The following is a 24600-nucleotide window of genomic DNA, read 5'->3' as shown; positions in this document are numbered from 1 at the left end:
ACCGACATGACCCAACCCCTCAAACCCGCCGATCTCGTGCCCAGCACCGGGCTGGAAGGCATCGTCGTCGCGGACACGGTGCTCAGCGACGTCGACGGGCAGAACGGAGAACTGGTTCTGCGCGGCAGGCGGATCGAGGATCTTGCCGGCCGCATGCCGTTCGAGGCGGCCGTCCAACACCTTTGGGGCGATCTGGTGCCCACCTCCGGGACGGATCTGAGAAATGCATTCGCCCAGGCCCGGCGCATGGCCATGGCCGCCCTGCCCGCCATGGAGAAGGCACCGGCCGGGATCGGCGCCTATGACCGCATGCGACTCGGGATCGGCGCCCTGCCGGAGGATACAGGCCTGACGGACGCGGAACTGATCTCTGGCGCCTGTCCCGTTCTTCTGGCGGCCGCAGCGCGCCTGGAGACGGGCTATGTACCAATTGGTCCCGATGCCGGGCTCTCCTCTGCAGAGGACCTCTTGCGCATGCTGACCGGCGCGCCCCCGGCCGCTTACGCGGTCAACGCCCTGGACCGGTATCTGGTGACGATCCTCGATCACGGTCTCAACGCCTCGACCTTCACCGCACGGGTGATCGCCTCGACGCGGGCGGGCATGCGCGACGCAGTGATCGGCGCCATGGGCGCGCTCAGGGGCCCGCTTCACGGCGGCGCACCCGGCCCGGTGCTCGACATGCTCGATGCGGTCGGAACGCCGGAAAACGCGGAAAGCTGTGTGATGGCGGAACTTGAGCGCGGAGAACGCCTGATGGGCTTCGGCCACCGGGTTTACCGCACCCGCGATCCGCGCGCCGATGTCTTGAAAGCCGGCCTTGGCGAGCTGCCAAAGGACAATCCTCGCCTGGCGCTTGCCGAAGCGGTGGAGAAGGCAGCCCGTTCCGCCCTTGCCCGCGCCAAGCCGGACCGGAAGCTCGACACCAACGTGGAGTTCTACACCGCCGTCCTGCTGGATGCGGTCGGCATCGACCGCAGCCTGTTCACCCCGCTCTTTGCCGCCGGCCGCACGCCCGGCTGGTGCGCCCATGTGGTGGAACAGCAGAAAACCGGCAAACTGATCCGGCCTGCGTCACGCTATGTCGGGCCGGCTGTTTCCGGCTGAGTGCAAAACCCGATTTCTCCATCCCGGACGCAGCGTAAGCGGAGATCCGGGACCGGAGAGCCAAAGCTTTTGCGGGAACGACTTTGCTGAATTCTTCAGGCTTCTGCCTCGCCGGCCCCGGGTCTCACTACGTTCGCCCGGGGTGACGATGGACGGTTTGTTTTTGTTGGCAATCGAAGGCCGGGGCGCTGTGCCCCGGCCTTTTTGTCTTCTCTCGCCCGCCTCAGGGCCGTGTGACGATTTCCGGACCCATCAGGCTGTAGGGCAGCCAGGTAGAGAGTACCGGGATGTAGGTCACCATCACCAGGAACACGAGCAGGATTGCCACGAAGGGGGCTGCGGCGCGAACCACGCGGAACAGGCTCATGCCCGTGATCCCCGAGGTGACGAACAGGTTAAGCCCGATCGGAGGGGTGATCATGCCGATTTCCATGTTCACCACCATGATGATGCCGAGATGGATCGGATCGACACCGAGTTCGAGGCCGATCGGAAACACCACCGGCGCCACGATCAGCAGCAGGCCCGAGGGTTCCATGAACTGACCGCCGATCAGAAGCAGGATGTTCACGGCAATCAGGAAGGTGAACCAGTTGAAGCCGACGCCGATCATCCAGTCGGTGATCGCCTGCGGAATGCGTTCCGAGGTCAGCACATGGGCAAACAGCAGCGCGTTGACGATGATGAACATCAGCATGATCGTCGTCTTCGCCGCGTCCGTCAGGACCTTCTTGGTGTCGGAGTGGAAGCAGCCGGGCAGGAAATAGACCAGGATCAGCCAAAGGTTCCGTCCCCAGATCTTAAGGCCTCCCCAAAATGCTTCGGGAAGATCCCTTGCCTCAAGCTTTTCGTACCAAAGGGGATAGAGGAAAAGCGCCATCAGCAGCGTGATGATCTGAATTATGCCGGCGATTGCGATCCGGATTTCCGGTCCAAACTCAATACCGACGTTGGTTAAAATGGCGCACAAAATGAGCCAAGCGATCGCAACCGGTGCACAAACGAACACAAACAGGGTCAAGGTGAGGGCCTTAAAACCCGCAATTGCCTTTCGCCCTGTGTCCGCCGTGTACCACGGGTGTTCTTTAAGCGGCCCCATATCGCGGTAGATGAAGACCGCGATCAGAAAGGCATAAACGGCGGCAACCGCGGCCGCTTCCGTCGGCGTGAAGATACCGGCGTAGATGCCTCCGAGGATGATGACGATCAGAAGCAGGCCGAAGGCGGCCTCGCCGGCCGACGACAGGATTTCTCCCATACCGGCAAACGGCTGTTTCGGCATGTTCTTGATACGGGCGTTGACATAGATCGCGATCATCAGCATCAGGCCGGCGACGAGCCCCGGGATGACGCCTGCCAGGAACATGCGGCCGACCGATACGTCGGTTGCCGCCGCATAGACGACCATGACAATGGACGGCGGAATCAGAATGCCGAGCGTACCGGCATTGGCGATCACGCCGGCGGCGAATTCCTTGGTGTAGCCAACCTGGCGCATGCCGGCGATGGCGATCGTGCCGATCGCGACCACCGTTGCCGGCGACGAGCCCGACAGGGCCGCGAACAGCATGCAGGAGAACACCGCCGCGATCGCCAATCCGCCGCGCACATGGCCGACACAGGCAATGGCGAAGCGGATGATGCGCCGGGCGACGCCCCCCGTCGACATGAAGGCCGAAGCCAGAATGAAGAAGGGAATGGCGAGCAGCGTGTAGTTCTGCGATGCGGTGAACAGTTGCAGCGCGACCGAGGAAATCGAATCGCTGGAGAAGAAGGCAATGGCGATGACGCTGGACAGGCCCAGCGAGATCGCAATCGGGACGCCCAGGAACAAAAGTGCCAGGACCATGACGAAAAGGACTGCGGCTTCCATGGTTTTCCCCTCAGTCCTTCAGCACATCTTTGTTTTCGGCAACGAGGTCTTCCGCCTCGTGGGCCGCGATCACCATTTCCCGCTCCCCGGTGATGATCTGCCACACGGCCTGAACCGAGCGGAACGCGAGAAGCGCCAGCCCGACCGGCAGGATCAGATAGGCGATCCAGCGCTGGACGCGCTCCTTCGTGCCGAAGACCTCCTGAATGAGATCCGGATAGCGCAGATCGTCGAGCCCGATGCCGACCTTGTACATCTTCATCCAGTAGTCGATCGCGCCGCCGCGGGCGTGAGCGCCAAAGATCTGGAGCCAGTCGGAATAGAGAAGGATAACGGCATAGGCAACGGCACACAGGGCCCCGAACACGGCGAAGGCGCGGAAGATCGGGCGCGGAAACAGGCGGATGATCGCATCGACGCCCAGATGCGCGCCGATCTTGATGCCGTAGCTCATGCCGAACAGGATCAGCCAGGCGAACAGGATCCGCGTGAATTCCAGAGCGCCGCCCCAGCCGGCATTGAAGCCGTAGCGCGCGACCACCTGTGTGAATGAAACGAGGGTCATCGCCGCAAGCAAAAACGCAAGTACGCTTTCCTCAAAGCGCGTGACCCAATCGTCGACGCGTTTCATGTGTCCTCCCCCCCGAGCCGGACCGGCCCCGGTCTTTCCCGAATTATGCTTTTTGTACCGGATCGTTGCGGGAAGGCCCGCAAGGCCTCCCCGCATCTTGTCGGCCGTAATCAGCTCGCGTTGTTGGCAGACTGCGCCGCTTCGATCAGATCCATGCCGATATCACCTTCGAACTTGGTCCACACCGGCTTCATGGTTTCCACCCAGGCCTTGCGCTGTTCAGGGGTCAGCACGCGAATGGTGCTGCCGGCATCCAGGATGCGCTGACGGTTCATCGCTTCCTGCTTGGCGACATTGGCGTTGGCATCCATGGTCACTTCGTTGACGATCGTCAGGAACTGGTCACGAATTTCCGGGTCCAGGCCCTTCAGCCATTCGTCGGAGGTGACCAGAAGATAGGCCAGGGACTGGTGGTTGGTTTCGGTCACGCCGTCCTGAACCTCGAAGAACTTCTTGGTGTAGATGTTCGACCATGTGTTTTCCTGACCGTCGACAACGCCAGTCTGCAGGGCGCCGTAGACTTCCTTGAAGGCCAGCTTCTGGGCGTTGGCGCCCATGGCTTCGATCATGGCAACGGCCACGTCGGACGTCTGAACGCGGAACTTCAGGCCCGCGGCGTCGGTCGGCAGCAGCAGCGGCTTGTTGGCCGAAAACTGCTTCATGCCGGACATCCAGTAGCCGAGGCCGGTGTAGCCGACGTCGGTCATGGAGTTCAACAGACCCTTGCCGGCGTCACTCTGGGTGAAGCGGCCGACCGCGTCCAGGTCCTGGAACAGGAACGGCAGATCGAACAGGCGGAACTTCTTCGTGTAAGCCTCGAACTTGGACAGCGAAGGTGCGGCAAGCTGGACGTCGCCGAGCAGCAGCGCTTCCATGACCTTGTCGTCGTCAAAGAGCTGCGAGTTCGGGAACACCTGCATGCAGGCCTTGCCGTCCATGTCCTTGTTGACGCGCTCGGCCAGCATGGTTGCCGCATCGCCCTTCGGGTGACCGGTTGCCGCTACAACGTGGCTGAACTTGATGACGATTTCGCCGTCGCTGCAATCATCAGCCGCAAAGGCTGCGCCGGACAAAGCGAAAGTGGCCGCGGTTGCCGCAGCCAGAACGAATTTTTTCATGGATGTCCTCCCAGACATTTCCTCTCACTCCGGATGCGACTGCACCCGGCTGCGCGGTACTCACGCTGGGCCCATTATAGCAATGGCCGTGCCAGACGGCCGGAAGCGTTAAGAATTCAGCAATAATTGAGAAAATTTAGAGCACACACCCGAAAAACGGGCGGAAAGCGTGTCGATACCGACCCATAAGACAGGGCAGACGTGTTGGAATCGACACATCGCGAAGCCTGTCTCCTATTGGAACCGCAGACCTCCCGTGGCCGGATCATGGCGGGCTGGCGCCGTCAGGTGACGGAGCTTGTCCGGATTTCGGATGAGGTAGATCCGGTCCACGGTTCCGTCCGGCGCATAGCCGATTGTCATGGCAGTCACGACGGTGTCTCCATCCAGAGTGACCAGACCGCCGATGCCGTTGACCTCGCGCCGCTCTAACCTGACGTTCGTCAGGAGCCGGCCGAGAATGCGTGCAATGTACTTACCGACGAGGTGCCGGCCCTCGATAACCCTGCTGATAGCCGTTGCCTTGCCGCCACCATCCGTTCTCAGGCTGACCGTCTCGGCCAGGAGTTCCTCAAGCCGGTCCGCCGAGCCGGTCGCAAGCGCGTTTTGAAAGGCGGCCAGAAACGCTTCCTGCTGGTCCGCGGACGGCGTGAACCGCGCCTGGTTCTTGCGGACGGATTTGGAGGCCCTGGAGACGAGTTGCCGGCAGGCCGCCTCCTTTATTCCAAGCGTGCGGGCCACCTCGTCATAGGGTTTGCCGAAGATCTCCCTGAGCAGAAAGGCGGCGCGCTCCTTCGGCGTCAGGCGTTCCAGAAGCAGGAGAAAGGCGGTGGTCAGCGACTGGGCCCGATCGAGATCCGCCTCCTGGAGAGAGATCGTCTCGGTCTGCAGGGGCTCCGGGATCCACGGGCCGACATAGCTCATGCGTGTCCTGGAGGCGGATTTGAGGATGTCGAGGCAGCGGTTGGTGCAGACGGTCACCAGCCAGGCGTCCGGGTTGCGGATGCCGGCAAGGTCCGCCGCCTGCCATTTGAGAAACGTGTCCTGGACCGCATCTTCCGCATCGGCCACGACTCCGAGCATGCGGTAGGCGAGGCCCATCAACTGGGGCCTCGCGTCCTCGAACCGCTTGGTTTTGGTCTCGAGCATCGGCATCTCAGTGATTGGAGATCCCGATCCGGTTCCACAGGTTGATCATGGCCGCGGCCGCGGTGATCGCGCTGATTTCCGTGTCGCTAAAATGTTGCTGGAGGTCTGCGCGCAAGCTGCCGTAGTCCTCCTTGTCGTCGAGCCGTGTCAGCGCCTCGGTCCAGGCAAGGGCTGCCCGCTCCGCGTCGGTGAAGTCGTCGACATGACGCCAGACCACCAGCCGCTCGAGCCGGTCCGCGGTTTCCCCGTCCTTGCGTGCTTCGGCAGTATGCATCTTCACGCAAAAGGCGCATTCGTTGATCTGGGAGGCGCGCAGCTTCACCAGATGATGCAGTTTGCCGTCGAGCGGCGTCCTGCAGATCCGGGCATGGGCCTCGGCGAAGGCCCTGAGGACGTCCGGAATATGCTGTTCATGATTGATTACGGCTACAGATGTCATCGATGTCTTCCAGTCTGATGTGAACTTCATTGACACCCGTACGACGAGCCAATTTGCCCATCCGTGACATCGGCTCTAGAATTATTCGGCCGAAATCATGTCTTCCTTCGCCAGACCGTATTTGCGCATCTTTTCGTAAAGCGCCTTGCGGGACAGGCCGAGGCCTTCATAGGTCTCCTTGATCACCCCACCGTTCTTCTTCAGTTCGGCGGCGATCAGCGCCTTCTCATAGGCCGCCACCTGGTCGAACAGGCTGGCGCCGCTTCCGTTCGACGCAGGGGCCTGCGTTTCCAGCCCGAGGACGAACCGGTCGGCGACATTGCGCAACTCGCGCACATTGCCGGGCCAGTCATGCGCCATGAGTTTCGCCAGGAAACTGTCCGGCATATCCGGGATCTCGCGCCGGTAGCGGGCCCGCGCCTCGACGGCGAGATGCTGGAACAGGAGCGGTATGTCCTCCAGCCGTTCCCGCAACGGCGGGATTGCCACCGTGACCACATTGAGCCGGTAGAACAGGTCCAGCCGGAACCGGCCGTCGCGGCCCGCCGCCTCAAGATCCTCCTTGGTGGCCGCAATGAAGCGGACGTCGAGATCGATGGACTTGTTGGAGCCGAGCCGTTCGATGGTCCGGGTCTCGATCACCCGGAGCAGCTTGACCTGCAGCTCAAGCGGCATGGACTCGATCTCGTCGAGAAACACCGTGCCGCCGTGGGCGTGTTCCAATTTGCCGATGCGCTGGCCGCTGGCGCCGGTGAAGGCGCCCTTCTCGTGGCCGAAGAGTTCGGATTCGATGATTTCGGCGGGCAGAGCGCCGCAATTGAGGGCCACGAAGGGCCGGGACCGGCGCGGCCCCTCGTCATGCAATGCCCGGGCAACCACTTCCTTGCCCGCGCCGGTCTCGCCCAGGATCAGCACGTCCGCATCGGTCGGAGCGAGCGCCAGCACGGTACGGCGCAACTGGTCCATGGCCGGCGCGCGGCCGACGAGGCGACCTTCGATCCCGGTCCGGTCGGCCAGTTCCTCGCGCAGCTTGCGGTTTTCCAGCACCAGCCTGCGCTTGTCGAGCGCCCGGTCGACCACCGAGGCCAGGCTCGAAACCGAAAACGGTTTTTCCATGAAGTCGTAGGCGCCGGCGCGCATGGCCTCGACCGCCAGCGGCACATCGCCGTGGCCGGTGATGAGGACCACCGGCAGCGCCGGGTCGATCTCGAACGCCTTGCGCATGACCTGGAAGCCGTCCTCGCCGGGCATGCGGATGTCGGTAACGAGCACGCCGTAGAAGTCGCGGGTGACGCGCTCCAGGGCGTCTTCCGGATTGCCCGTCGCCATCACCGTCTGACCGCTGAGTTCCAGCCCTTGGGTCAGCGAGGCCCGGAGATCTTCTTCGTCGTCAACTAGCAGGACGCAGCCCTGATCCATCTGGTTCTATTCCGCAGCTATGGTTTTTTCACCGGCGACCGGCAGCCGGATCGTGAACTCCGCCCCGCCCTCGTCCGTGTTGCGGGCCGTCAGGGTACCGGAAAAATCATGGACGATCTTGTAGGCGATCGAAAGCCCGAGGCCCAGACCCGAACCGGTTTCCTTGGTGGTGAAGAAGGGTTCGAAAATATGCGGCAGGGTTTCGGCATCGATCCCCTTGCCGTTGTCGGTCACCGTAAGAATAACCTGGTCCCCCAACTGCTCCAGCCTGAGTTCGACACGCGGCGCCGGCAGGTCCCTGACCGCATCGAGCGCGTTGGTCATCAGATTGACGATCACCTGTTCCAGGCGAATGCGTCCGCCGGCAACGACGATCTCCTCTTTCGGCAGGCTGGTTTTCAGGGTCACCCCGCTGCGCTTGATCTGCGGCATGACCAGAAGCATCGCCTCGTCTATCGCCTGGCGCAGGGACACCGGGCGGATATCCGTGCCCGACCGGCGGGAAAAGCCCTTCAGCGTCCGGGCGATTTCGGCCATGCGCGCCACCATGCTGCCAATACGCGACAGGTTGCCAAGCGCCTTGTCGGGCGAACCCCGGGCAATCAGCATTTCGGCGATTTCCGCGTCCGAACGGATCGCGGCCAGCGGTTGATTGTATTCGTGGCTGAGCGCGGCGGACATCTTGCCCAGCGTCGCCAGCTTCGCCGCCTGAACCAGTTCCGCCTGGGCAAGGCGCAGGTCGGCTTCCGCCTGCAGGCGATCGCGGACCTCCTGTTCCAGTTGCGCATTGGCTTGTCTCAGATCGGCGGTCCGGCTGCGCACCCGCCGTTCGAGCCGCAGCGAGGCGGCCTTGTCCCGCCGGTGCCGGCGCGCCATTTCCTCGCGCCGGGCCAGCATGGCCCAGACGGCGCCGCCGGCGATGATGCACAACAGGAGGGCGATCACCATGGCCCTTGCCGACTGGCGCCGGGCCTCGGTGGTGTCCGCCAGGATCACCACGGACCAGTCCAGAGCCGGGAGCCTGGTTGCAAGCTGCAGATGGCTTTTGCCGCGCGCCCGGTCCGTGAGCTTCATCACCTCGGTCAGCTCATTGTCCCCGTGCGCCACGACGACATTGGCTTCTTCCGTCAATTCCGAGAACGGCCTGCCCCGCCAGGCGGGCACATTCGTCACGACCACGGCTTCGGACGGGTCGAGGGCGACGATCGGATCCTTGCTGAGCGCCCAGGCCTGCTCCACGTCGGCCAGGCCGACCCGAACCGCTATCACGCCGGCCACCGCATCATGCTCACGGACGGCGGAGGCGAACACATAGCTGGCAGGCCGGGTTTGCGTGCCCGGCAGGAGCTGGCGTCCGAGCTGGCCCTGGATCGCCTGACGGAACACCACGCGGATCGCCGCCCGGCCGCTGCCGGTCGCGATCAGGTCGTTGTTGGTGCTGGACACGATCACGTCTCCGTTCCGGTCCAGGAACCAGACTTCCTCGGCGCCTGCCATGCCGGCGGCAATGGCGGCAACCTGTTTGCCGCGCGCCGCATCGCGGTTGAGGACGATCTCCGCCGCATCCGGGCCGCGCGCCATCAGCGGCGCCATCAATCGGAACTTGTCCAGAAGCTTTTCCAGAACCGCCGCCTGGACGGCCAGGGTCGCCTCGGCGCGACGCTCCACTTCGCCCAGAAAGAAATCCAGGCTGATCAGACCGGTCAGCCACACGACGCCGACACTCACGGCCAGAATGAAACTTGCCGCGAGTAGCTTGATCCTTCGGGTCAGCCGGCGGCGCGTCAAACTGCTCATACGTCAGACTATACCAGCGTTTCCTGGCCTGTCGCGTCCGGCAATTCGGCTTCCGGAGCCGGAGCACGCTGACGCCGGGCGATAGCAACGGCCTTGATGAGCAGGAACACCGACTTGCCGGGTGCGAGGCCGAGCCCGGAGGCGGATGCCCGGGTCACGCGCGCTCTGAGCGCCTGATCGCCGACCTTGCAGAGAATTTCGGTATAGGGGCCGCTTTCATCGGTTATGCCGGTGATCGTACCTGCAAGCGCGTTGCGGATGCTGAGGTCTTTCGGCTCCGAGATCGCAATCGCCACGTCGCGGGCCAGGATACGCAGGCGGATGGCCTCGCCGAGCGGCGCGTCGAGCCCGGGCACCTGGACGACCTGACCGCCGATATCGACGCTGCTCAGACCCCATTCCGGATCGATGCGGGACACCACGCCCTCCAGCAGAGCCGACGCTTCGTGGCGGCCGGTTGCCCTGCCCAGATCCACACGGGAAAGAATTTCCGCCACGGGTCCGGAAGCGATCGTTTTGCCATCCGAGACGATGACCAGCGTCTGCGACAGACGGGCGACTTCCTCCATGGCATGGCTGACATAGAGGATCGGAATCCCCGCCTCGCTGCGCAGACGGTCGAGATAGGGCAGGATGTCCGCCTTGCGGCCCTGATCGAGAGAGGCAAGCGGTTCGTCCATGAGCAGCAGCCGGGGTGCGGACAGCAGCGCCCGGCCGATCGCGACCCGCTGGCGTTCGCCGCCGGACAACCCGCCCGGTTTGCGGTCGAGCAGATGGCCGATCCCCAGCAGCTCGACGACCTCCTCAAGGGGACGCGTGTCGTGGCGGCGCCCGGCCCAGCGCGCGAAGGTCAGATTGGAGCGCACGCTCAAATGCGGAAACAGGCGTGCATCCTGAAAGACCTGGCCGACGCGGCGCGCGCGGACTGGCACGTCGATACCGCGCTCGGAATCGAAAAGCGTCTCGCCGTTGACCGTGATCCGGCCGCTGTCGGGGCGCAGAATTCCGGCGATCATGTTGGTGATCGTCGACTTGCCCGCGCCGGACTGGCCGAACAGGGAGGTCACACCGGAGGTCCCTTCAAAGGCAGCCTCTATCCGGAAGCCGCCGACATGGCCTTTCAGGTCGACCTCAAACATCGGCGCCTCCGATCCGTCGGCGCAGGCGTCGCGCCCAGATTTCCGAGGCAATCAGCGCCCCGAAGGCGACAATGGCTGCGATCAGGGTCAGGCGGAAGGCCGCCAGATCGCCGGACGGGGTCTGGGTCGCCGTATAAAGCGCCAGCGCCAGGGTCCGGGTTTCGCCGGGGATGTTGGAGACGAAGGTGATGGTCGCACCGAATTCGCCCATGGCCTTGGCGAACCCTAAAATGGCGCCGCCCAGAATACCGGGAAGGGTCAGGGGCAGGATGACCACGGCGAAGGTCACGAGACGATGGGCCCCGAGCGAGGCGGCGGCTTCCTCGAGCTTCGGGTCGACCGCCTCGAAGGCGAGCCGGACCGGCCGCACGATCAGCGGGAAGGCCATGACGCCGGCGGCGAGCGCCGCACCGGTCCAGTTGAACGCGAAGACGATCCCGAAGGTCTCGGCAAGAACCCGGCCGATCGGGCCGTTACGCCCGAACAGGAGCAAGAGCAGATAACCGGTCACCACCGGCGGCAGCACCAGAGGCATGTGGACGAGGGCGTTGACGATGCCGTGGCCGGGAAACCGGTAGCGGGCCAGCGCATAGGCAACGGCAACGGCGAGAGGCACGGCAAAGCACAGGGCCGTTGCGGCCACCTGCAGCGTCAGGACCAGCGCCTGCCATTCCTGCGGTTGAAGCTCGATAAACCCCACGCCCGTTTCCGTTCCCTCATGTCCTCGTCCGGACCTCTATATCATCCTGAAGGACTTATCCGCCAACACCGGTAAAGCCGCTGTCGGTAAAGATCGCCTGCGCGTCCGGACCGGTCAGAAAATCCAGAAAGCCCCGGGCCGCGTCGCTTGCGCCTTTTGTCGCTGCGGCGGGATAGACGATAGCGGGATGGGAGTCTGCGGGAAAGACCGCAAGGACGTTGACCTTGGGTTCGATATGGGCATCGGAGCCATAGACCACGCCAAGCGGCGTGTCGCCGCGGGCCACGGACGCCAGGGCCACACGGACGTTGTCCATCGGTGCGAGGCGATCTGCCACCGTGTCCCACAGGCCGGTTGCCTGAAGGGCTGCCTTGCCGTAGCGCCCGGCCGGAACGGTTTCGGTGTCGGCGATGGCGAGCCGGTTGCCATCGAGCCGGCCGGCCAGCGCTTTTGGCTCCAACGCCAGCGGCTCGGCATCGGCGGTTCCAACGAGAACGAGGGAATTCGCCGCAATCGGCCGGATGCTTTCCGGTTTCACGGCGCCGGCCGTGTTCACATAATCCATCCAAGCCTCGTCTGCGGAGATGAAGACATCGGCGGGCGCCCCTGCTTCGATCTGGCGGGCAAGCGCGCCGGTTCCGGCCAAGGAGAAAACGACTTCGGTTCCGGTCTTGTCCGTATAGGCGGTGCCGATGCGCTTCAGGGCGTCGGTCATGCTGGCGGCAGCGAAAACGGTGATCCGGTCAGCCAGGGCGTGACCCACCATGGCGCCAAAGCCCACGGCGGCCGCCACAGCGACACCCAGAAGGCGGCGGGAGAAACGGAACATGAGAAACCTCGATATGTTTACTCGGACATATCGAACGTTAATCGGATGCCTCACCGGTTTCAAGCGAAGACTTCACCATGCCGGAAAGCGCCCCGAATTCCGTCGCCGAATCGGCCAGCATCCGGGCTTCGATGGCGCGGAAAGTTTCGAGCAGTTTCTTGCCAAAGGGAGTCAGACGACTTCCGCCGCCACCCCCGGACCCGCCCTTCGCGGTTTCGACAACCGGTTCGGCGAATTGGGCGTTCAGGTCTCCGACCAGATTCCAGGCGCGCTTGTAGCTCATGCGCAGACGCTTGCCGGCGGCACTCAGCGACCCGGTTTCCTCAATCCCCTCAAGGAGATCCGCTTTTCCGGGACCGAACGCCACGCCCGGCGCCAGGACGATGCGCAGGCGGACCTTCGGAAAGTCTTTCGCCATCGGTTCGGGTGATCCTGTTCAGACAATACCGCCTGACACCCTACACCCCGGCGCGGCGATCCGCACGGATCATGTCGGCCGCCTTTTCGCCGATCATGACGGAGGGCGCATTGGTGTTGCCGGAGGTGATCGTCGGCATGACGGAAGCATCGGCGACCCGAATGCCCTTCACCCCGCGCAAGCGCAGCCGGCTATCGACAACCGACGCCTCGTCCGCCCCCATCCGGCAGGTGCCGACGGGATGGAAGATGGTCGTGCCGATATCGCCGGCCGCATGGGCCAGCTCCTCGTCGCTCGTATAGTCCGGACCCGGCAGATATTCCTCCGGCGTGTATTTCGCCATGGCGGGTGCGGCCATGATCCTGCGGGTCAGGCGAATGGAATCGGCCGCCACCTTCCGGTCCGCTTCCGCCGACAGGTAATTTGGCAGGATTTCCGGCTGCACATGCTTGTCCGGCGAGGTGATATGGATATGGCCGCGGCTTTCGGGGCGCAGATTGCAGACACTCGCCGTGATCGCCGGGAAGTCGTGCAGGGGATCGCCGAACTTGTCGAGCGACAGCGGCTGCACGTGATATTCCACATTGGCAGTCTCATAGGACGGATCGGACCTGGCGAAGGCGCCGAGCTGGCTGGGCGCCATGGACATCGGCCCGGAACGGCTCAGCGCGTATTCCATCGCGATCTTCGCCTTGCCGACGAGCGTGTTCGCCATCTGGTTCAGGGTCTTCGCGCCCTTGACCTTGAAGATCGTCCTGAGCTGCAGGTGATCCTGCAGGTTCGTGCCCACCGATGGCAGCGCATGGGTAACCCCGATACCGGCCGCCGACAGAACCTGCGGATCGCCGATGCCGGAGAGTTCCAGAAGCTGTGGCGAGCCGATGGAGCCTGCCGACAGGACCAGTTCGCCCCTGATGACCGCCTTTGCCGGCGCGCCTTTCACATCCAGTTCAAGCGCCGCCACCCGGCCATCCTCGACGAGGATCCGGCTGGCATGGGCTTCGGTGACGACCTTCAGGTTCGGCCGCTTCATGGCCGGGCGCAGGAAGCCCTTGGCCGTGTTCCAGCGGATGCCGGCTTTCTGGTTCACCTGAAAATAGGAAACGCCGAAATTGTCGCCGGTGTTGAAATCGTCGATCTTCGGAATACCGGTTTCCGCGCAGGCCTCCCGGAAACTGTCCAGCACTTCCCAGGACAGGCGCTGTTCCTCCACCCGGACACCGCCGCCCTGGCCGTGCAGGTCGTCGTTCCATTTGTAATGGTCTTCGGATTTGCGGAAGAACGGCAGGACATCGTCCCAGCTCCAGCCTTCAAGACCGAGCTGGCGCCACTGATTGTAGTCGCGCGCCTGGCCACGCATGTAGATCATGCCGTTGATCGACGAGCAGCCGCCGAGCACCTTGCCACGCGGATACATGAGCGAGCGGTCGTTGAGCCCCGGATCCTTGGCGGTCTTGAACCCCCAATCGGTGCGCGGATTGCCCATGCAGTAGAGATAGCCGACGGGAACATGCACCCAGATGTAATTGTCGTCCTTGCCCGCCTCGAGCAGAAGCACCTTCACGTCCGGATCTTCCGACAGGCGGTTGGCAAGGACGCAGCCCGCGGACCCCGCGCCGACAATGACATAGTCCCATTCGCCCAGATCCTGCATGGTGTCTCCCCGTCAGCCCTTTTCATTTTTCCAATTGGAGACACGTCGCCGACCAAAGGGCAAGCGTCAAGGCCGCACAACGGTTTCGCTTTTACGCATCAAGACTTTTGTGCAAGACGCCATCGGCAAAATTTACGCTATCGTTACCGGAAAGAGGCAGGGTCTTCCGGCAATCCCGCACCTTCCGGAGAGCCCCGTGACCCGTACCGCCCAGCTTTTGGAAACCGTTTTCCTGGCCTTTTATGGAGGCGTCTGCCGGAGCTACCGTCCGTTGCGGAGCTGGATGGGTGCTGCGGTCCTGGCCCTTCTGGTGATCACCACCGCCGCGGTCGTCCATGTGTTTCCCGTCTCCAACTGGGATATGGTCGCCTATACGGCCTCGACCCTGGAGCCGGAGATCGCCGATCCGGTGGAGCTGCACGACAGGTCCTATGAACTGCTGAAGGAAAACGTCTCTCCCGGCGAGTTCCTGACCCTGACCCAGGACCGGGAGTACCGGATCCGCCAGTACGAGGACCCGCGTGCTTTTTCAACCATGCTGGGCTTTTACCGGCTGAAGGTGCTTTACATCGAAACAGCGAGAGTACTCACCCGGTTCGTCGATCCGGTGAAGGCATTGCGCCTGATCTCCATCGGTTCGGCACTTGCCGTTGGCGCCGTCCTGATGCTCTGGCTGGCACGCAATGGCGCACTGATGTACGGCCCCGTGGTTGCCGGCCTTCTGGTGCTGTCGAGCTTCGGCGAATCCGCCGCCCTTCTCAGTCCGGATCTCTACGCGTCGGTCTTTATCCTGCTGGCGGCCTTTCTTTATCTGGAACGCCAGGATATCGGGGCAGCGCTGTCGCTGATTGTGGCGTTTTTCATCCGCCCGGATCATCTCGCCTTCATCGGCGTCTTCTTCGTCTTCGCCGCGATCTACGGACCGGGCCGCTGGGTCATGACGGCCTGTTTCGCGATCTGTCTCACCGGTTATGTCTGGCTGACATCCGGGTCCGATCATCCCGGCTGGTGGATCCACCTGTGGTTCACCCACGTGGAATATGTGCCCACGCTGGAAGGCTTCCATCCGCCGTTTTCGGTTCCGATCTATCTGAAGATGCTGGTGCGCTCCACGGTGCGCTCGATCATGCACCAGAACTGGCTTGCGCTGCTGTTCGCGCAAGTCCTGTTCTTTGCCAAGGTGATCGATCCCAACCAGCTGGGCGAGCGGACCAAGGTGCTTCTCTACGGGATGTTCGCCTCGATCTGCGCCAAATACCTGGTCTTTCCCCACTTCGAGACGCGGTTCTATTTCCCCTACCTGATGGCCATGGCAATGATCATGCTCATTGCCTGGCATCGTCAGGAAGTGAAGGCGGCTAAGCCCGCCTGACCTCGGCCGCAAAGCAGCCCCGGCGGGCGTAGTGCAGGTGCAGGTAGTCGACGTCGGGGTTTTCGAACATCTTCCCGATGAGACCCGGAACATCCCGGCCCTCGATCACCTCCGCATCGATCATGGCATGGGCCTTGTCGAAGGCCCTGACAGACAAAAGCCGGCTGGCGATGCTTTCGGGAACCGTATCCGGCTCCGGCTGACGTGACACGGCACCTTCCTTGACGAAGATCGCATGGCTTGCCCGGTAAGGCGTGTCGTTCGGCTGATGTTCGTAATGAAGCAGGAAGACCTTCTCGCCGACTTCCGCATCGGCGAGGCTGACCCGGCAGGGAAAGCCGGGCTTTTCATCTGCGACATAGGTCCGGATGTGCCGGGCGGCAAGGTCTTCCTCGGAAAGGCCCGACAGATAGGAAAACGCGCTGTCGGGGAGGGGATGGATCTGGAAATGCATGGGCTTGCGGCTCCTCGTGTGACCGGAGCCGTCATAGCCCTGCCCTCAACTCCGGGCGACCCGATTTGCGAGCGCTCAGGCGATCTCCGCCTCCCGCACCGCCAGTTCGATTTCCTCGACCAGCGCCGGATCCAGATTGAGCCGCGCGGCGAGCATGTTGAGATAGGCCTGTTCGGCGCGGTGATCCGGGTCGATGGCAAGACGGGAGGCGGCATAGATTTCCGCCGCCGTCTCCGGGCAGGTCGCGCCGGCAACCACCTTGTCGAGATCGAGCGGCGCGCGCAATTCGTCCATCAGGAAGGCCTTGGCTTCACCGTCCAGACCCGCCTCGTCGATCTTGGAGAAGATCCTGTCCTGTTCCTGGGCATCGATATGCCCGTCGGCCTTGGCGGCCTGGATCATCGCCGTCAGCAAAGTGAGGGCAAAGGCGTTTTCGCCGCCCGGCGCCCGGGCTGCATCGAAAGGCGTGTCCTTCGGGCCTTCCACCGGAACCGGTTCCATCTGCGGGCGCGGCGCGCCCTGCTGGTTCGCCTGATACCCCTGATAGGCCTTGTAGGCGAGGCCCGCGACCAGCGCCAGACCGCCGTAGGTCACGGCTTTCTTGCCGATTTTGCGGCCGGTCTTGGTGCCGAGCATCAGACCCGCCAGGCTGCCCAGCGCCAGGCCGCCGCCTTGCGAAGACAGGAAATCCTTGCCCTGATTGAGAAGATCGTTCGATCCGCCGGAGCGCCGGGCGGACCCGCCTCCGGTTGCGCCGCCCGCGGCGCCACCCATGAACTGGTCGAGCAGGGACTTGGCGTCGAACATTCTCTCTATCTCCCGTCTGCAAGGCCCCGCAGCAATGCGTTGCCGGCCATCTTCCGTTGTTGAACCGCCTTTCAGATGGGGAAGGAGCCTGCCGGAGGCAAGACCTGCCGGCGCTATTCAAGCGGCAGCAGATTGTCGTCCTTCAGGGTTTCCATAGCGATCGACGAGCGCACGTTCTGGACCGCCTCATGGGGCAGGAGTTCGTCGTTGATGATCCGGCTGAGGGCCTTCAGGTCCCTGACCACCACCTTCAGCATGTAATCGACGTCGCCGGTCAGGGTGTGGGCCTCCTGAACTTCCGGCATGGCGGTGACCATGAGCCGGAACTTGCGGGCGTTTTCCCGGCTGTGGGCGCCCAGCGTCACGCCGACGAAGGCCGTCACCGTCAGACCCAGCGCGTCCGGCGACAGGTCGGCACGGTAGCGGCGGATCACCCGATCCTGTTCCAGCCTCTGGCGGCGGCGGGATACCTGGCTGGCCGACAGGCTGATCCGCTGACCGATTTCATGGTTGGTCAGGGCCGCATTTTCCTGAAGGACGCTCAGCAGTTTCAGATCGAAGCCATCGAGTGCGATAGTCATGCATTGAATCTCGTTTTCATGCGCGTTCCGTGCATGAACATACGTTATTTTCCTGACATTGCACACATGTCGCGCGGATTTGCGCGCATTCTGATCTGGAACGCGAAACGTAAAGGAGAATGACATGGGCCCGTTTCCGCACGACGCACCGCCTGCGAAGATCACCGAAGACAATCCCGCCGGCACGGACGGTTTCGAATTCGTCGAGTTCTCCCATTCCGAACCGGAGAAGCTCGCAGAGCTCTTCACCAGGATGGGCTACACCGAGGTCGCCCGCCACAAGACGAAGAACATCTCGGTCTGGCGCCAGGGCGACATCAACTACATCCTGAATGCCGAGCCGGGCAGCCATGCCATGCGCTTCGTGGATGAGCACGGCCCCTGCGCCCCGTCCATGGCCTGGCGCGTAGTCGATGCCAAGCATGCGTTCGACTATGCGGTGTCCAAGGGCGCCACTCCTTACGAAGGCGACGACAAGGCTCTCGACGTGCCGGCGATCGTCGGTATCGGCGGCTCGCTGCTTTATTTCATCGATCGCTACGGGGTTCACGGCTCCGCTTATGACGCGGAGTTCGAATGGCTGGGCGAGCGCGACCCGAAGCCGGAAGGTGTCGGTTTCTATTATCTCGACCACCTGACCCATAACGTCTATCGCGGCAACATGGACAAGTGGTGGGACTTCTACCGCGAGCTGTTCGGCTTCACCCAGATCCACTATTTCGACATCGACGGCCGCATCACCGGCCTCGTCAGCCGGGCGATCACGTCGCCCTGCGGCAAGATCCGGATTCCACTGAACGAATCCAAGGACGACACCAGCCAGATCGTCGAATACCTGAAGAAGTACAAGGGCGAAGGCATCCAGCACATTGCGGTCGGCACGGACGGGATCTACGATTCCACCGACAAGCTCGCCGACAACGGCCTGAAATTCATGCCGGGCCCGCCGGAGGTCTATTACGAAAAGAGCTTCGACCGGGTCCACGGCCATGACGAGCCGATCGAGCGGATGAAGAAGCACGGCATCCTGATCGACGGCGAAGGCGTGGTGAACGGCGGCATGACCAAGATCCTGCTGCAGATCTTCTCCAAGACCGTGATCGGCCCGATCTTCTTCGAATTCATCCAGCGCAAGGGCGACGAGGGCTTCGGCGAAGGCAACTTCCGCGCCCTGTTCGAATCCATCGAGGAAGACCAGATCCGCCGCGGCGTCCTGAAGGTGGATGCTGCGGAGTAAGGCTTCACGCCATAATCCAGAGGAAGAGCCTCCCCGTCTTTGTAATGAAGGCGGGGAGGTTTTCGTTTGGTCCGGGCCCCGGCATTCGGAGTGCGCCGAACGCAGACCCGTTGTCTTGGGTCCACGCCTATTGTTAGATCCACGCTCCTGAGTCGTCCCGGATTCGGGACCGCACTCACCTCGTTTCAGATACGAACCTTTGGAGACCGTCTTGGATTGGGCCCGTTTGCTGGATGGACATCGCCTTCAGGATCCCGCCTACGCCGAGCGGCCCAATCGTCCGACCTACGTTCAGGATTCCGACCGCATCACGTTCTCCGCACCGTTCCGGCGGCTGGCGAACAAGACCCAGGTCCATCCGCTTTACGATAACGATCACATTCACCACCGGCTGATCCACAGCATCGAGACCGGCAGTGTCGGCCGGTCGCTCGGCATGGAGGTGGGCGACTGGCTGGAGCAGCAGGAGGCCGTTCCGGCCGGAGAGCGGCACAAGATTGCGGGCATTATCGGCACCGCCTGCCTGGCCCACGACATCGGAAACCCGCCTTTCGGTCATTCCGGGGAGGAAGCCATCGGCCGGTGGTTTGCGGAAAAATTCGCCTCGGATGCGCCGCTCTTCTCCGAGCTCGACCCGGACCTGCGGCTGGAATTCGAGAAATTCGAGGGCAATGCGCAGGGGTTTCGCATCCTCACCCGCCTGGAGATGTACCGGAACGAAGGCGGCATGCGTCTGTCACGCGGCGTGCTCGGCGCTTTCAGCAAGTATCCGGTCACCGCACGCGTCCAGGATCAGGTGAAAAGCGATTATTGCGGCTTGAAGAAATTCGGCGTTTTCGAAAGCGAATTCGAGCAATTCACCGAAGTTGCAAACGCCGTCGGGCTGCCCTCGGAAACGCACGAAAGCCAAACCTGGTGGCGCCGCCATCCGTTGGTGTTCCTCGTCGAGGCCGCCGACGACATCTGCTACAACATCCTCGACCTGGAGGACGCCTATACGTCCGGCGATCTCTCCGCCGAGACCGTCATCGGGCATCTGGAACCGATGACCGGCAAATCCAATCAGGATCTGTCCCACATGGCCGACCCGGACCGGATTGCCTATGCACGGGCGCGGGGTATCGGCATCGCAATTTCCGCCTGTGTCGAGGCCTTCAAGGAGAATTACGCGCCCATCATGGACGGCACCTTCTCCGGCGCCCTGATCGACATGTCCGCCAAGGCAGAAGAATTCAAGAATATCAAGAAACTGGCCAAAGAGCGTCTGTTCACGTCACCGCGCAAGACGGAGCTGGAGGTCCAGGGCCGGAACTCGGTTCATCGGGTCCTTGACGGTGTTTCAGGCATCTACGTCAGGCTACAGGAGGTCGGATGGGACGGGGAGAAGCTCGATTCCTATCACCGGCAACTCATCAAGGCCGCCGGCGTCGATATCCGCGACGTGACGACGCCCTACACCGCCCTGCATTCGCTTGCCGACTACGTCTCCGGCATGACCGACCGCTTTGCCGTCAAGACCGCCCGGATGCTGTCCGGGATCTAGGATACGGACCCTAAACCAGGGCTTCCTCGATCTCCGCGACGACCGCTTCCGCCGCGGCCCGGGGATCGTCCGCCTTGGAGATCGGGCGGCCGACGACGAGATAGTCGCTGCCCGCACGGATGGCATCGCCGGGCGTCATGATCCGCTTCTGGTCGCCCGCCGCACTGCCCGCCGGTCGGACACCCGGGGTCACCATGACCAGTTCGTCGCCCAGAACGGGCCGCATGGCGGCCGCTTCCTGTGGCGAACAGACGATGCCGCCCATGCCGGCGGCCCGCGCATCGGCGGCACGGCGAGCCACCAGTTCCGCCACCCGGCCCCGGTACCCGGCCTCATGCAGGTCATCGTCGTCCATGGAGGTGAGCACCGTCACGCCGAGCAGGCAGAGATCCGTCACGCCGTCTTCCCGGATTGCCTTGACCGCCGCGCGCATGGTCTTCGGATAGGCATGCAGCGTCATGAAGCGCATGCCCATTTTCGCGACGTTCCGGACCGCACTGAAGATGGTGTTGTCGATATCGTGCAGTTTCACGTCGAGGAAGATCTTGTGGCCTTCCGACGCCAGTTGCCGCGCCAGCTCCAGGCCGCCGGCGAACTGAAGCTCCATACCGATCTTGTAGATGCCGACCGCGCCGGCCGTCTTTTCGACCAGAACCCTGGCCTCGTCCACCGTCGGCACATCCAGCGGCAGCATCAGGCGTTCACGGGCGGTTGCAGGCTTGAAAGGGCTCACGGTCATGGGCGGATCCTCGAATCGATGGCAATGCGGACGGCGGCACGCAGTGCTTAGCACCACGGCCGCGAATGGACCAGTCGGAACGCGTGAGCAGACCCGCACATATTTACCGCGATCCGGCCAGCTCGGAGTCTAATCCGGATAAGTGTTTCCTTGGGCCGGTCGGCCTGCTAAAACGGCGCCGGTCTGCCGGAACGATGACCGGTACGCATTAAGGGGAAGCAGATGCGCACAGCGAAAATCTCGCGCAACACCAAGGAAACCCGCATTTCCGTCGAACTCAATCTCGATGGCACGGGCGCCTATGACGTGGCGACCGGCGTCGGATTCTTCGACCATATGCTGGAGCAGCTTGCGCGCCATTCGCTGATCGACATCACCGTCCGCGCCGAGGGCGACACCCACATCGACTTCCACCACACGGTGGAGGACACCGGCATCGCGCTCGGTCAGGCGATTTCTCAGGCGCTCGGCGACATGGCCGGCATTACCCGTTACGCGGACACGCACCTTGCCATGGACGAGGCGCTGACGCGCTGCGCGCTCGACGTTTCAGGGCGGCCGTTCCTGGTCTGGGACGTGACCTTCGACCGGGACAAGGTCGGCGATTTCGACACGGAGCTTTTCGAGGAGTTTTTCCGCGCCTTCGCCATGAACGCCGGGATCACGCTGCATATCGCCAATCTTTACGGCGCCAACTGCCACCACATCGCCGAGACCTGCTTCAAGGCGGTCGCCCGCACCCTGCGCAAGGCCGTGGAGATCGATCCGCGCCAGGCCGACCGGGTGCCGACCACCAAGGGCCAGCTTGGCGGCTAACGGACGGACCGGCTGATGAGCACTTACATGGTGATGGCGCCGCCGGATGTGAAAGATCCCGCGGCCAGCCCGGAAGCGGCGGATCGGCTCGTTTTCATTGCCGACCGGTTTTCCTGGTTCGCCTTCGGCTTTTCCGTGATCTACCTGCTGTGGCACAGGATGTGGCTGGTTCTGCTTGGCTATCTGGTCGTCGCAACTGCCCTGGAACTGTCGGCATCGATGATCGGGGATGCGGCACCCGCGGTCGCCACCATCGCGATCTCGCTGCTGTTCGCCTTCGAGGCCAACGGGTTGCGACGCTGGACACTTGAGCGCAAGGGCTGGCGCATGATCGCCGTTGCCTGCGGCAGCGATGTCGAAGAGGCCGAACTGCGGTTCTTCCGCGGACTGGACCACGGCACGACGGAACCTCCGAAAATGCCGGCCCCGCCGCATCCGACCGCAACACCGATCATTCCCCGGATCGGAACCGAACATGTCGTCGGCCTGACACTCGGCCAGGAGACCCGAAGATGAGCATTGCCATTATCGATTACGGCTCGGGGAACCTGCGTTCCGCGGCCAAGGCATTCGAGCGCGCGGCCCGCGATCATGCCCTCAATCCGGACGTAATGGTCACGGCCGATCCGGACCACGTCCTTAAGGCGGATCGCGTGGTCCTGCCGGGTGTCGGCGCCTTTGCCGACTGCAAGCGCGGCCTTGCCGCCGTCGATGGCATGATCGACGCGCTGGAAGAGGCCGTCCGGGTTCAGGGCAAACCGTTTCTGGGGATTTGCGTCGGCATGCAGCTGATGGCGGCCCGCGGGCTGGAATTCGAGACCGTAGACGGGCTCGGCTGGGTCGAGGGCGATGTGGTCGAGATGACACCGTCCGACCCGTCTTTGAAGATCCCGCACATGGGCTGGAACACGATCGATTTGCGCCCCGGCGGCCATCCGGTTTTAAAGGATGTCGAGACCGGCGCGGACGGGCTGCACGCCTACTTCGTCCATTCCTATCACTTCGCCTGCACCCGCGAGGGGGACCGCCTGGCCACGTTCGACTATGGCGGCACGTTCACGGCGATGGTGGCGAAGGACAACATGGTCGGCACCCAGTTCCACCCGGAAAAGAGCCAGCGGCTCGGGCTGTCGCTGATCGCCAATTTCCTGGACTGGACGCCTTGAGGCCGAGATGTCTTATCGCCTCGACGGCGAGACATACCAACGAGAACGGTGCCGTCTGACCGGCACTGAAGGAACGCAAGATCGAATGACACTTCTTTTCCCAGCCATCGACCTGAAAGACGGTCAGTGTGTGCGCCTGAAGCTGGGCGACATGGATCAGGCGACCGTCTTCAACGACGATCCCGGCGCCCAGGCCAAGGCCTTCGAGGACCAGGGCTTTGAGTGGCTGCATGTGGTCGACCTGAACGGCGCCTTTGCCGGCGAAAGCCGCAACGGCGATGCGGTCGATGCCATCCTGAAGGCGACGACAAACCCGGTTCAGCTCGGTGGCGGTATCCGGACGCTCCACCATATCGAAGCCTGGCTTTCAAAAGGCATCACCCGGGTCATTCTCGGCACCGTTGCCGTGCGCGATCCGGATCTGGTGAAAGAAGCCTGCCGCAGATTTCCGGGCAAGATTGCCGTGGGTATCGATGCCAAGGGCGGTTACGTGGCCGTCGAGGGCTGGGCGGAAACTTCCGAACTGACGGCTGTCGACCTGGCCAAACGGTTCGAGGATGCGGGTGTCTCGGCCATCATCTACACCGATATCGACCGGGACGGCGTGCTCAAGGGCCTGAACATCCCCTCGACCCTGGAACTCGCCCATGCGGTCTCCATCCCGGTGATCGCGTCGGGCGGCCTGGCCTCGATCGAAGACGTCAAACGGCTGCTTCAACCCGACTGCGCCATTCTGGAAGGCGCCATTTCCGGCCGGGCGCTCTATGACGGGCGTCTCGATCCGAAAGAGGCGATGGACCTGATCCGTGCTGCACGGGGGGCAAATGCGGCTTTCTGACTTCTACAAAGATGTAATTGGGCTTTCTTCGACCGGCGATCCCTATCTCTCTGGGTTCGGCGCCAATTTCGACTTTGCATTTGTCTGGTTCAAACCGTTCCAACGGATTTCGTCTGCCCGGGTCACGGACTTCCAGCCCTGGGTTAATGTTCAGCTCCGCCGGTCAGATGGCCGTCCGTATCAAGAATTGGAGCGTCTTCTCCTGGACGAAGGCGAGATCTGGTCGTGGGATTACGTCGCCAAACAGATGGAACTGAAGAATATAGGCGAAGTCGAAATTGCCGAAAGCTCCACATGGGGTCATTTGACGGAAGAGTATCGTAGGCCGGACTTGGCAAAAAAGATTATCGATTTCCAGGAAATACATAATCTTGAAGAGATCCACGACAATATCTTAGAGTCTTATGAATTAAGATACATTTATCAGCTTCTTAAGGATGCTGGCTTCGATCACATAATTCAGTTTGACATAGCTTGGGGGGATGAAGATCTAAAAAATCAAAAGTATGCGCTGGCAGAGGCGCCTGACTTTGTGCAATTGCCGCGTACACAGTACTGTTCCAACAGTAACGTCGATTTTGCGATCACCACCTATTTCGGCGACTTTCATGCTGTCATTCACGGCCCTAACAAGCTGGCCGATGCAATTCGCCGGAGTTCAATCTTCGAAGGTTTTTTCTGTAACGAATTGACCGTTTGCGATTGGTACTTCGATGTCGAAAATCAGATGGGTGAGCGCAAGTACATCGCGCCTCCGCATTAAACCAGGCCGGA

General features: G+C 62.6%; 25 protein-coding genes. 9 read left to right on the top strand and 16 right to left on the bottom strand.

The annotated features are described in order from the left end of the window. Positions 1-6: 6 nt before the first annotated feature. Complete coding sequence (locus ACN0SO_RS12655) at positions 7-1107, top strand: citrate synthase/methylcitrate synthase (protein ID WP_417678152.1); 1101 nt, start codon at positions 7-9, stop codon at positions 1105-1107. A gap of 223 nt (positions 1108-1330) precedes the next feature. Here the strand turns inward: ACN0SO_RS12655 and ACN0SO_RS12650 are convergent, their stop codons facing one another. From ACN0SO_RS12650 to ACN0SO_RS12595, 12 genes are all read right to left on the bottom strand, one after another. Then, the gene (locus tag ACN0SO_RS12650; RefSeq protein WP_417678151.1) at positions 1331-2980 is read right to left on the bottom strand and encodes a TRAP transporter large permease; all 1650 of its coding nucleotides are present in this window, start codon (positions 2978-2980) and stop codon (positions 1331-1333) included. Between the two features lie 10 nt (positions 2981-2990). Continuing rightward, on the bottom strand, positions 2991-3611 hold the full coding sequence (locus tag ACN0SO_RS12645) for a TRAP transporter small permease (RefSeq protein WP_417678149.1): 621 nt from the start codon (positions 3609-3611) through the stop codon (positions 2991-2993). Between the two features lie 110 nt (positions 3612-3721). Next, positions 3722-4729 carry a DctP family TRAP transporter solute-binding subunit gene (locus tag ACN0SO_RS12640; RefSeq protein WP_417678147.1) on the bottom strand — a complete coding sequence of 336 codons (1008 nt, stop codon included), beginning with the start codon at positions 4727-4729 and terminating at the stop codon, positions 3722-3724. Between the two features lie 234 nt (positions 4730-4963). Continuing rightward, complete coding sequence (gene sigJ, locus ACN0SO_RS12635; RefSeq protein WP_417678145.1) at positions 4964-5878, bottom strand: RNA polymerase sigma factor SigJ; 915 nt, start codon at positions 5876-5878, stop codon at positions 4964-4966. Positions 5879-5885: 7 nt separating this feature from the next. Next, positions 5886-6317 (bottom strand): carboxymuconolactone decarboxylase family protein, encoded by a 432-nt coding sequence (locus tag ACN0SO_RS12630; RefSeq protein WP_417678143.1) that lies wholly within the window; start codon positions 6315-6317, stop codon positions 5886-5888. Between the two features lie 81 nt (positions 6318-6398). After that, positions 6399-7736, bottom strand: coding sequence for a sigma-54-dependent transcriptional regulator (locus ACN0SO_RS12625; protein ID WP_417678141.1), 1338 nt, complete (start codon positions 7734-7736; stop codon positions 6399-6401). A 6-nt stretch (positions 7737-7742) separates the two neighbouring features. Next, a complete protein-coding gene (locus ACN0SO_RS12620; protein ID WP_417678139.1) occupies positions 7743-9533 on the bottom strand; it encodes an ATP-binding protein in 1791 nt (596 codons plus the stop codon). 8 nt (positions 9534-9541) lie between these two features. Beyond that, entirely contained in the window at positions 9542-10672 is a 1131-nt protein-coding gene (gene modC / locus ACN0SO_RS12615; protein WP_417678137.1) for a molybdenum ABC transporter ATP-binding protein, read from the bottom strand. Beyond that, positions 10665-11372, bottom strand: coding sequence for a molybdate ABC transporter permease subunit (gene modB / locus ACN0SO_RS12610; RefSeq protein WP_417678135.1), 708 nt, complete (start codon positions 11370-11372; stop codon positions 10665-10667). Before modB ends, modC begins: the two co-directional genes overlap by 8 nt. Before the next feature lie 55 nt (positions 11373-11427). Then, a complete protein-coding gene (gene modA, locus ACN0SO_RS12605) occupies positions 11428-12201 on the bottom strand; it encodes a molybdate ABC transporter substrate-binding protein (protein WP_417678133.1) in 774 nt (257 codons plus the stop codon). A gap of 37 nt (positions 12202-12238) precedes the next feature. Further along, entirely contained in the window at positions 12239-12619 is a 381-nt protein-coding gene (locus ACN0SO_RS12600; RefSeq protein WP_417678131.1) for a winged helix-turn-helix domain-containing protein, read from the bottom strand. Positions 12620-12659: 40 nt separating this feature from the next. Then, a complete protein-coding gene (locus ACN0SO_RS12595; protein ID WP_417678232.1) occupies positions 12660-14264 on the bottom strand; it encodes a GMC family oxidoreductase in 1605 nt (534 codons plus the stop codon). 205 nt (positions 14265-14469) lie between these two features. On the opposite strand from ACN0SO_RS12595, the gene ACN0SO_RS12590 reads away from it, so the two are divergent. After that, on the top strand, positions 14470-15645 hold the full coding sequence (locus tag ACN0SO_RS12590) for a hypothetical protein (protein WP_417678129.1): 1176 nt from the start codon (positions 14470-14472) through the stop codon (positions 15643-15645). Here ACN0SO_RS12590 and ACN0SO_RS12585 read toward each other — a convergent pair. The 3 genes from ACN0SO_RS12585 to ACN0SO_RS12575 form a co-directional block, all read right to left on the bottom strand. Continuing rightward, entirely contained in the window at positions 15632-16099 is a 468-nt protein-coding gene (locus tag ACN0SO_RS12585) for a DUF1203 domain-containing protein (protein ID WP_417678127.1), read from the bottom strand. The two genes, ACN0SO_RS12590 and ACN0SO_RS12585, sit on opposite strands and share 14 nt — an antisense overlap. Before the next feature lie 75 nt (positions 16100-16174). Then, positions 16175-16906, bottom strand: a complete 732-nt coding sequence (locus tag ACN0SO_RS12580; RefSeq protein WP_417678125.1) for a tellurite resistance TerB family protein — start codon at positions 16904-16906, stop codon at positions 16175-16177. A 113-nt stretch (positions 16907-17019) separates the two neighbouring features. Further along, positions 17020-17487 (bottom strand): Lrp/AsnC family transcriptional regulator, encoded by a 468-nt coding sequence (locus ACN0SO_RS12575; RefSeq protein WP_417678123.1) that lies wholly within the window; start codon positions 17485-17487, stop codon positions 17020-17022. 124 nt (positions 17488-17611) lie between these two features. On the opposite strand from ACN0SO_RS12575, the gene hppD reads away from it, so the two are divergent. Both hppD and dgt read left to right on the top strand, forming a co-directional pair. Further along, positions 17612-18724: a 4-hydroxyphenylpyruvate dioxygenase gene (hppD, locus tag ACN0SO_RS12570; protein ID WP_417678121.1), complete on the top strand. Its 1113-nt coding sequence runs from the start codon at positions 17612-17614 to the stop codon at positions 18722-18724. Positions 18725-18935: 211 nt separating this feature from the next. Next, positions 18936-20267 carry a dGTP triphosphohydrolase gene (dgt, locus tag ACN0SO_RS12565; protein WP_417678119.1) on the top strand — a complete coding sequence of 444 codons (1332 nt, stop codon included), beginning with the start codon at positions 18936-18938 and terminating at the stop codon, positions 20265-20267. Between the two features lie 10 nt (positions 20268-20277). Here dgt and pyrF read toward each other — a convergent pair whose 3' ends face one another. Continuing rightward, positions 20278-21006 carry an orotidine-5'-phosphate decarboxylase gene (pyrF, locus tag ACN0SO_RS12560; RefSeq protein ID WP_417678117.1) on the bottom strand — a complete coding sequence of 243 codons (729 nt, stop codon included), beginning with the start codon at positions 21004-21006 and terminating at the stop codon, positions 20278-20280. Positions 21007-21228: 222 nt separating this feature from the next. On the opposite strand from pyrF, the gene hisB reads away from it, so the two are divergent. From hisB to ACN0SO_RS12535, 5 genes are all read left to right on the top strand, one after another. Further along, the gene (gene hisB, locus ACN0SO_RS12555; protein WP_417678115.1) at positions 21229-21822 is read left to right on the top strand and encodes an imidazoleglycerol-phosphate dehydratase HisB; all 594 of its coding nucleotides are present in this window, start codon (positions 21229-21231) and stop codon (positions 21820-21822) included. Between the two features lie 15 nt (positions 21823-21837). Next, entirely contained in the window at positions 21838-22338 is a 501-nt protein-coding gene (locus ACN0SO_RS12550) for a DUF2628 domain-containing protein (protein ID WP_417678113.1), read from the top strand. After that, the gene (hisH, locus tag ACN0SO_RS12545; RefSeq protein WP_417678111.1) at positions 22335-22988 is read left to right on the top strand and encodes an imidazole glycerol phosphate synthase subunit HisH; all 654 of its coding nucleotides are present in this window, start codon (positions 22335-22337) and stop codon (positions 22986-22988) included. The genes ACN0SO_RS12550 and hisH overlap by 4 nt, the downstream gene beginning before the upstream one ends. Before the next feature lie 85 nt (positions 22989-23073). After that, the gene (gene hisA / locus ACN0SO_RS12540; protein ID WP_417678109.1) at positions 23074-23826 is read left to right on the top strand and encodes a 1-(5-phosphoribosyl)-5-[(5-phosphoribosylamino)methylideneamino]imidazole-4-carboxamide isomerase; all 753 of its coding nucleotides are present in this window, start codon (positions 23074-23076) and stop codon (positions 23824-23826) included. After that, positions 23813-24589, top strand: a complete 777-nt coding sequence (locus tag ACN0SO_RS12535) for a DUF2711 family protein (protein WP_417678107.1) — start codon at positions 23813-23815, stop codon at positions 24587-24589. The genes hisA and ACN0SO_RS12535 overlap by 14 nt, the downstream gene beginning before the upstream one ends. Positions 24590-24600: the final 11 nt, after the last annotated feature.

The sequence above is a fragment of the Roseibium sp. genome, assembly GCF_048260565.1.
Classification (GTDB): Bacteria; Pseudomonadota; Alphaproteobacteria; order Rhizobiales; family Stappiaceae; genus Roseibium.
This window is presented reverse-complemented; position numbering and strand designations above follow the sequence as displayed.

Excerpts from the sequence above, each read along its gene's own strand:
- ACN0SO_RS12655 (WP_417678152.1), top strand. The coding sequence starts at position 7 with ATGACCCAACCCCTCAAACCCGCCGATCTCGTGCCCAGCACCGGGCTG.
- ACN0SO_RS12650 (WP_417678151.1), bottom strand. The coding sequence starts at position 2,980 with ATGGAAGCCGCAGTCCTTTTCGTCATGGTCCTGGCACTTTTGTTCCTG.
- ACN0SO_RS12645 (WP_417678149.1), bottom strand. The coding sequence starts at position 3,611 with ATGAAACGCGTCGACGATTGGGTCACGCGCTTTGAGGAAAGCGTACTT.
- ACN0SO_RS12640 (WP_417678147.1), bottom strand. The coding sequence starts at position 4,729 with ATGAAAAAATTCGTTCTGGCTGCGGCAACCGCGGCCACTTTCGCTTTG.
- sigJ (WP_417678145.1), bottom strand. The coding sequence starts at position 5,878 with ATGCTCGAGACCAAAACCAAGCGGTTCGAGGACGCGAGGCCCCAGTTG.
- ACN0SO_RS12630 (WP_417678143.1), bottom strand. The coding sequence starts at position 6,317 with ATGACATCTGTAGCCGTAATCAATCATGAACAGCATATTCCGGACGTC.
- ACN0SO_RS12625 (WP_417678141.1), bottom strand. The coding sequence starts at position 7,736 with ATGGATCAGGGCTGCGTCCTGCTAGTTGACGACGAAGAAGATCTCCGG.
- ACN0SO_RS12620 (WP_417678139.1), bottom strand. The coding sequence starts at position 9,533 with ATGAGCAGTTTGACGCGCCGCCGGCTGACCCGAAGGATCAAGCTACTC.
- modC (WP_417678137.1), bottom strand. The coding sequence starts at position 10,672 with ATGTTTGAGGTCGACCTGAAAGGCCATGTCGGCGGCTTCCGGATAGAG.
- modA (WP_417678133.1), bottom strand. The coding sequence starts at position 12,201 with ATGTTCCGTTTCTCCCGCCGCCTTCTGGGTGTCGCTGTGGCGGCCGCC.
- ACN0SO_RS12600 (WP_417678131.1), bottom strand. The coding sequence starts at position 12,619 with ATGGCGAAAGACTTTCCGAAGGTCCGCCTGCGCATCGTCCTGGCGCCG.
- ACN0SO_RS12585 (WP_417678127.1), bottom strand. The coding sequence starts at position 16,099 with ATGCATTTCCAGATCCATCCCCTCCCCGACAGCGCGTTTTCCTATCTG.
- ACN0SO_RS12580 (WP_417678125.1), bottom strand. The coding sequence starts at position 16,906 with ATGTTCGACGCCAAGTCCCTGCTCGACCAGTTCATGGGTGGCGCCGCG.
- ACN0SO_RS12575 (WP_417678123.1), bottom strand. The coding sequence starts at position 17,487 with ATGACTATCGCACTCGATGGCTTCGATCTGAAACTGCTGAGCGTCCTT.
- hppD (WP_417678121.1), top strand. The coding sequence starts at position 17,612 with ATGGGCCCGTTTCCGCACGACGCACCGCCTGCGAAGATCACCGAAGAC.
- pyrF (WP_417678117.1), bottom strand. The coding sequence starts at position 21,006 with ATGACCGTGAGCCCTTTCAAGCCTGCAACCGCCCGTGAACGCCTGATG.
- hisB (WP_417678115.1), top strand. The coding sequence starts at position 21,229 with ATGCGCACAGCGAAAATCTCGCGCAACACCAAGGAAACCCGCATTTCC.
- ACN0SO_RS12550 (WP_417678113.1), top strand. The coding sequence starts at position 21,838 with ATGAGCACTTACATGGTGATGGCGCCGCCGGATGTGAAAGATCCCGCG.
- hisH (WP_417678111.1), top strand. The coding sequence starts at position 22,335 with ATGAGCATTGCCATTATCGATTACGGCTCGGGGAACCTGCGTTCCGCG.
- hisA (WP_417678109.1), top strand. The coding sequence starts at position 23,074 with ATGACACTTCTTTTCCCAGCCATCGACCTGAAAGACGGTCAGTGTGTG.
- ACN0SO_RS12535 (WP_417678107.1), top strand. The coding sequence starts at position 23,813 with ATGCGGCTTTCTGACTTCTACAAAGATGTAATTGGGCTTTCTTCGACC.